The organism is Tumebacillus permanentifrigoris (genome assembly GCF_003148565.1).
Classification (GTDB): domain Bacteria; phylum Bacillota; class Bacilli; order Tumebacillales; family Tumebacillaceae; genus Tumebacillus; species Tumebacillus permanentifrigoris.
Window position 1 is genome coordinate 186,105 of record NZ_QGGL01000010.1, and the last position, 6,077, is coordinate 192,181.

General features: G+C 53.6%; 4 protein-coding genes, 16 tRNA genes and 2 rRNA genes. All 22 read left to right on the forward strand.

Annotated features, from left to right (window positions below; genetic code table 11):
• A complete protein-coding gene (locus C7459_RS13125; RefSeq protein WP_109689763.1) occupies positions 1-726 on the forward strand; it encodes a DUF881 domain-containing protein in 726 nt (241 codons plus the stop codon).
• Positions 723-1,079, forward strand: coding sequence for a small basic family protein (locus C7459_RS13130; protein ID WP_109689764.1), 357 nt, complete (start codon positions 723-725; stop codon positions 1,077-1,079). The genes C7459_RS13125 and C7459_RS13130 overlap by 4 nt, the downstream gene beginning before the upstream one ends.
• Positions 1,080-1,175: 96 nt before the next feature.
• On the forward strand, positions 1,176-2,417 hold the full coding sequence (ftsA, locus tag C7459_RS13135) for a cell division protein FtsA (protein ID WP_109689765.1): 1,242 nt from the start codon (positions 1,176-1,178) through the stop codon (positions 2,415-2,417).
• Positions 2,418-2,451: 34 nt separating this feature from the next.
• Positions 2,452-3,522, forward strand: coding sequence for a cell division protein FtsZ (ftsZ, locus tag C7459_RS13140; RefSeq protein WP_109689766.1), 1,071 nt, complete (start codon positions 2,452-2,454; stop codon positions 3,520-3,522).
• 242 nt (positions 3,523-3,764) lie between these two features.
• Positions 3,765-3,840: transfer RNA gene (locus C7459_RS13145), tRNA-Lys, on the forward strand.
• A gap of 9 nt (positions 3,841-3,849) precedes the next feature.
• Positions 3,850-3,926, forward strand: a tRNA-Arg gene (locus C7459_RS13150).
• 8 nt (positions 3,927-3,934) lie between these two features.
• Positions 3,935-4,010: transfer RNA gene (locus C7459_RS13155), tRNA-Ala, on the forward strand.
• A 4-nt stretch (positions 4,011-4,014) separates the two neighbouring features.
• Positions 4,015-4,090 (forward strand) — tRNA-Asn (locus C7459_RS13160).
• A gap of 1 nt (position 4,091) precedes the next feature.
• Positions 4,092-4,167, forward strand: a tRNA-Thr gene (locus C7459_RS13165).
• Positions 4,168-4,175: 8 nt separating this feature from the next.
• Positions 4,176-4,252 (forward strand) — tRNA-Glu (locus C7459_RS13170).
• A gap of 8 nt (positions 4,253-4,260) precedes the next feature.
• Positions 4,261-4,336: transfer RNA gene (locus tag C7459_RS13175), tRNA-Val, on the forward strand.
• A gap of 25 nt (positions 4,337-4,361) precedes the next feature.
• Positions 4,362-4,438: transfer RNA gene (locus tag C7459_RS13180), tRNA-Asp, on the forward strand.
• Positions 4,439-4,457: 19 nt separating this feature from the next.
• Positions 4,458-4,533 (forward strand) — tRNA-Phe (locus tag C7459_RS13185).
• A gap of 21 nt (positions 4,534-4,554) precedes the next feature.
• Positions 4,555-4,629: transfer RNA gene (locus C7459_RS13190), tRNA-Gly, on the forward strand.
• Positions 4,630-4,636: 7 nt separating this feature from the next.
• Positions 4,637-4,713 (forward strand) — tRNA-Ile (locus C7459_RS13195).
• 12 nt (positions 4,714-4,725) lie between these two features.
• Positions 4,726-4,842 (forward strand): 5S ribosomal RNA (gene rrf / locus C7459_RS13200).
• Positions 4,843-5,086: 244 nt separating this feature from the next.
• A tRNA-Ser gene (locus tag C7459_RS13205) sits at positions 5,087-5,178 on the forward strand.
• 4 nt (positions 5,179-5,182) lie between these two features.
• A tRNA-Met gene (locus tag C7459_RS13210) sits at positions 5,183-5,259 on the forward strand.
• 7 nt (positions 5,260-5,266) lie between these two features.
• Positions 5,267-5,350, forward strand: a tRNA-Tyr gene (locus C7459_RS13215).
• A gap of 18 nt (positions 5,351-5,368) precedes the next feature.
• Positions 5,369-5,444 (forward strand) — tRNA-Asn (locus tag C7459_RS13220).
• Positions 5,445-5,447: 3 nt separating this feature from the next.
• A tRNA-Ser gene (locus tag C7459_RS13225) sits at positions 5,448-5,539 on the forward strand.
• A 351-nt stretch (positions 5,540-5,890) separates the two neighbouring features.
• Positions 5,891-6,077: ribosomal RNA gene (locus C7459_RS13230) — 16S ribosomal RNA — on the forward strand; the annotation flags it as partial.

The window sequence follows — 6,077 nt, forward strand, 5'->3', positions numbered from 1 at the left end:
ATGGAAACCAAGCACAAGGTCAGTCTGTTCCTGGTCAGTATCTTGCTTGGCAGCATGCTGACCGTTCAATTCACTACCGTGCATCGTCCACGCATTGACAACAAAGTCGTGGATAACGTGCAGATGAACGCCGAGCTGACGCAGGAGAAGGACCGCCAAAAGTTTTACTACAGCGAGATCGATCGACTGGAGCAACAGATCAAGACCTATGAGAACAAGCAAGGAAACCGCGAGGAACTGGTCAAGGCGATGGCAGAAGACCTCGACAAAGTCAAGTTGCTCGCCGGGGTCAAAGCCGTGAAGGGCAACGGGATCATCATCACGATCGAGGATTCGTTTGACGCGGTGGCGGCGGGCGGCGATCCGTCCAAGGCGGCATCGCTCGACTATTACTTGTACCAATTGATCAACTACTTGAACGGGAATGAAGCACAAGCGGTCGCTGTGGAGAACCACCGGATCGTGTCGGTGTCGTCGATTCGCTCAATCTCGCAGAACAACCTGCAGGTCAATGCGGTGATGATCGACCCTCGCAAGATCTCGATCAAGGCGGTCGGCAACATCGAGCAGATGAAGATCGGGATGAACCTTTTCCCGCAGTTTTTCCGCGAGATGGGCAAGGACTTCAAAGTGACGGATGTCACCAACGGGAGCCTGATCATTCCGGCCTATGAGAGCACTGTTGACTTTAAGTATGCCCAACCCGAAGGAGATAAAAAACTATGATCTGGATTCCGGTTATCGGACTCGTGCTCGGCGTGCTGCTCGGGTTCTCATTCAACCTCTACATTCCGCTTCAGTACAGCAGCTACCTGTCGATCGCGATCCTCGCCGCGCTCGACACCGTTTTCGGCGGAATCCGGGCGAGTTTGGAGAAGCACTTCGACAGCTCAGTGTTCATCAGCGGGTTCTTCTTCAACACTCTATTGGCCGCATTGTTGGCGTTCATCGGCGTTCAGTTGGGCGTCGATCTGTACTTGGCTGCCGTGTTCGCATTTGGTGTGCGCTTGTTCAACAACCTCGCTTCGATCCGTCGTCTGATCGTAAATCGTTCCCGTCACAGTGAGAAAAATAGTTGAAAATGTTCCTCCAAAAAAGAGGGAATTCCAGCGGCGTGTTGAACTTAAGAAGAGATCAAGATAGGTTTTTGCAATAGATCGGGGAGGTGCCACGGCTTGACAAACGGCGACATCATCGTCAGCTTAGACATAGGAACATCCAAAGTGCGAGCCATCATTGGTGAAATGAGTGGCACGGGCATCCAAATTATAGGCGTAGGTTCTGCTGAAGGCGATGGAATTCGCAAAGGTGCAATCGTTGACATAGACAAGACGGTTCAGTCGATCCGCGCCGCAATCGATCATGCCGAGCGCATGGTAGGCATCGAGATCGCATCTGCATACGTAGGTATCTCTGGCAACCATATCTCCCTTCAGTCTAGCCGGGGCGTCGTAGCTGTCAATTCACCGAATCGAGAGATTGGCGAAGAGGATATAGATCGCGTCTTACAAGCTTCGCGCGTGATTGCATTGGCGCCGGAGCGTGAAATTATCGATGTAGTACCGAAGATGTACATCGTAGACGGTTTAGACGAGATCGCGGACCCGCGCGGTATGATTGGGGTTCGTTTAGAAGTCGAAACCTACATCATCACCGGTTCCCGCACCGTCATTCACAACCTGTTGCGCTGTGTAGAGCGTGCAGGTGTGCAGATCGCTGGCCTCGTCTTGTCGCCACTGGCGGCGAGCACGGTCGCGCTCACCAGCGACGAGCGCAAACTCGGCGTTGGGCTCGTTGATATCGGTGCCGGTCAGACGACGATATCGATCTTCAAAAACGGCATCTTGGAAGCGACCAGCGTACTCCCGGTCGGTGGTGATCATGTCACCAACGACATCGCGATCGGCCTGCGCACGCAGACCGATGTTGCGGAGCGGGTAAAAGTCCGCCACGGCAATGCGTTGGTCTCGACAGCCAGTGCTGAGGAGTCGTTCAAGGTCACTCGTGTCGGCAGCAATGTCGACAAGGAGTTTACCCAGGTCGACCTCTCGAACATCGTCGAACCGCGCATGCAGGAGATCTTCCAGATGGTTCGTCAGGAAGTGGAGCGCTTGGGTTTCAAGGAACTGCCGAGCGGTTATGTCCTGACGGGCGGCGTCGCAGCGATGCCGAGCGTGGACAAGCTCGCAGAGTTCGAGTTGGACGCGAATGTGCGCGTATCGATTCCTGACTACCTGGGTGTGAAGGACACGTCCTTCGTCAATGGGGTGGGCATCATCAAATACGTGGGGCGCAACAGCACCCGCAAATCGGAAGCCCAAGCCGCACCGCGCCGCAAGCAAAACAGCGGCGGTACCAATGCGGGCGGCGGAGGGATCGTCGACCGCATCAAGAGCTGGTTTAGCGAATTCGTCTAAGAAGACAGGGTACGTTTAAGGAGGATCAAGGTTTATGTTGGAGTTTGATTTTGATATAGAGGCCTTTGCCCAGATTAAGGTCATCGGATGCGGTGGCGGCGGTTGCAACGCAGTCAACCGCATGATCGAAGCGGGCATCAAGGGTGTAGAGTTCATCACCGTCAACACCGACGCACAAGCGCTGCACCTCTCCAAGGCGGAAAACCGCATGCAGATCGGGGAAAAGCTGACCCGTGGTCTCGGTGCGGGCGCAAACCCGGAAATCGGCAAGAAAGCTGCAGAAGAGAGCAAGGAACAGATCATGAACGCGCTGCGTGGCGCTGACATGGTTTTCGTCACCGCAGGTATGGGTGGCGGCACCGGCACGGGGGCAGCTCCGGTCGTTGCAGAGATTGCCAAGGAATTGGGCGCGCTGACCGTTGGTGTCGTCACCAAGCCGTTTACCTTTGAGGGTCGTCGCCGCATGAACCAAGCGGACCAAGGCATCGCGAGCCTGAAGGAAAAAGTCGATACCCTGATCGTCATCCCGAACGACCGTCTCTTGGAGATCGTCGACAAAAACACCCCGATGCTGGAAGCGTTCAGCGTAGCGGACAACGTGCTCCGTCAAGGTGTCCAAGGGATCTCCGACCTGATCGCCGTACCAGGCCTGATCAACGTCGACTTTGCAGACGTCAAAACCATCATGACCGAGCGTGGAGCGGCACTGATGGGTATTGGTGTACACTCGGGTGAGAACCGTGCAGCAGAAGCGGCCAAAAAGGCGATCTGCTCCCCGCTCCTCGAGACCTCGATCGACGGCGCTCGTGGCGTCCTCATGCACATTGCTGGGGGCAACAACCTGTCGCTGTTCGAAGTCAACGAAGCGGCAGATATCGTGTCTTCTGCAGCCGATCCGGAAGTCAACATGATCTTTGGCGCGGTGATCAATCCAGATCTCAAGGAAGAGATCATCGTGACCGTCATCGCGACGGGCTTCGAGCACAAGGAGCGCCCGCCGCAGCAAAAACCGCTCAACAAGATGGATATCAAACCGTTTGGCGGTAGCAACGCGTCTTCCGACAACCTTGATATTCCGGCGTTCTTGCGCCGCAACAACCGTTAGTTCTGGTGAAAAGGGCTCTCTGCACACGTGCAGATGAGTCCTTTTTTCGTATAATCTACTTGAGTAGGCTGAGAATACGAGGATCGGGATGGATTTGCTAGGATGAGGCATCTTGTTCCTTGGAATGGTTCTATTCGAGTGTTTATGGCGGAATTCGACTGGATTCGACTGTTGAGAGATTGGGGTGAGCATGATATATTAATACCTGTCGCCGCGAGAGACGCGGTTGAACGAAACGACACGAGCCATTAGCTCAGTTGGTAGAGCACCTGACTTTTAATCAGGGTGTCGAAGGTTCAAGTCCTTCATGGCTCACCATTTTTATACGCGCCCTTAGCTCAGCTGGATAGAGCGTTTGACTACGAATCAAAAGGCCGGGAGTTCGAATCTCTCAGGGCGCGCCATTTTCAATGGGGGGTTAGCTCAGTTGGTAGAGCACCTGCCTTGCAAGCAGGGGGTCAGCGGTTCGAATCCGCTACTCTCCACCATTGTTCCTCGATAGCTCAGTTGGTAGAGCGCCCGACTGTTAATCGGATGGTCGCAAGTTCGAGTCTTGCTCGGGGAGCCACGCCTTTTTAGCTCAGTAGGTAGAGCGCATCCATGGTAAGGATGAGGTCATCGGTTCGATTCCGGTAAAAGGCACCATTTTGCTTGGCTCGTTGGAGAAGCGGCTTAACTCATCGCCCTTTCAAGGCGACATTCACGGGTTCGAATCCCGTACGAGTCACCAATTTTTACGGAGGCTTAGCTCAGCTGGGAGAGCATCTGCCTTACAAGCAGAGGGTCGGCGGTTCGATCCCGTCAGCCTCCACCATTTTCAAACTTGCAATTTGTAACTCGGAGCTGTGGTGTAGTGGCCTAACATGTCCGCCTGTCACGCGGAAGACCGCGGGTTCGAATCCCGTCAGCTCCGCCACTATTTTTACACTCATTATGGCTCGGTAGCTCAGTTGGTAGAGCAGTAGACTGAAAATCTACGTGTCGGCGGTTCGATTCCGTCCCGAGCCACCACTTGTAACACCAATACCTCATGCGGAAGTGGCTCAGGGGTAGAGCATCGCCTTGCCAAGGCGAGGGTCGTGGGTTCGAATCCCATCTTCCGCTCCATTTGTACGGGCCCATAGCTCAGTTGGCTAGAGCGCACGACTGATAATCGTGAGGTCGGAAGTTCGAATCTTCTTGGGCCCACCATTTTGTTTCAAGTCTCGTGATGATGGCGGAAAGGTCACACCTGTTCCCATCTCGAACACAGAAGTTAAGCTTTCCAGCGCCGATGGTACTTGGACCGCAGGGTCCTGGGAGAGTAGGACGTCGCGAGGCAACATGTGAAAGGCCCGATCTCTCATGAGAGATCGGGCCTTTTTTGCATTCCGATTGAGGTGTGTGGTTGCAATGTGAAATGGAGAAAATCGTCGTAGCGGCGCGCATGAGTTACATAATTGGGGAAGGGAAGCGAATTTGACTGGATTTGTCCGATCATCAGGATTGAAAAAGGGACAAGGGAGATGCTATGATTACTCCTGTCGCCACGAGTTGTGGTGGTCAAGCTAAAGAGATTGTTCACGGAGAGATGTCCGAGTTTGGTCGAAGGAGCACGATTGGAAATCGTGTAGGCGGGAAACCGTCTCAAGGGTTCGAATCCCTTTCTCTCCGCCATCGTGGCGGTGTAGCTCAGCTGGCTAGAGCATTCGGTTCATACCCGGAGGGTCGGGGGTTCGAATCCCTCCGCCGCTACCAGTTCTATGGAGAGGTACCAAAGTGGCCAAATGGGGCGGACTGTAAATCCGTTGCGTAAGCTTCGAAGGTTCGAATCCTTCTCTCTCCACCAGTTTTTTTCTCGCTTTATTCCTCGATAGCTCAGTTGGTAGAGCGCCCGACTGTTAATCGGATGGTCGCAAGTTCGAGTCTTGCTCGGGGAGCCATCTGGAGAAATGTCCGAGTTCGGTCGAAGGAGCTTGACTCGAAATCAAGTAGGCGGGAAACCGTCTCGGGGGTTCGAATCCCTCTTTCTCCGCCAGATGAAAAGACCTGATTCCTAACAAGGAATCAGGTCTTTTTTTGTGTTCTATTGCTCCTTGCTAGGATCGGGAGCGAAATGGGGTATGGAGGGGGTGTGTGACTTCTAGATACGAACCGTTGGAGGTTTTGTTGGAGTTTGTTTCAGTGGCGAGATTGAGACGTAGAGCAGGGCGTGGTAAGATAACTCTTGTCGCCGCGAGTGATGCGGTGAGTGAGAAATTGAAAATCTACCAGTTGACTTGAACTTGATTGGTATGTTATCTTGATTGAGTCGCTTCGGCGGCACGTTTTGATCCTTGAAAACTAAACGAGTGATAGATGAGAATCGATTCGAGCCTTGAATCAAACTTTAATTGAGAGTTTGATCCTGGCTCAGGACGAACGCTGGCGGCGTGCCTAATACATGCAAGTCGAGCGGACTGATGTGGAGCTTGCTTCATTGATGTCAGCGGCGGACGGGTGAGTAACACGTGGGTAACCTGCCTGGCAGACTGGGATAACGCTTGGAAACGAGTGCTAATACCGGATGATCTCTT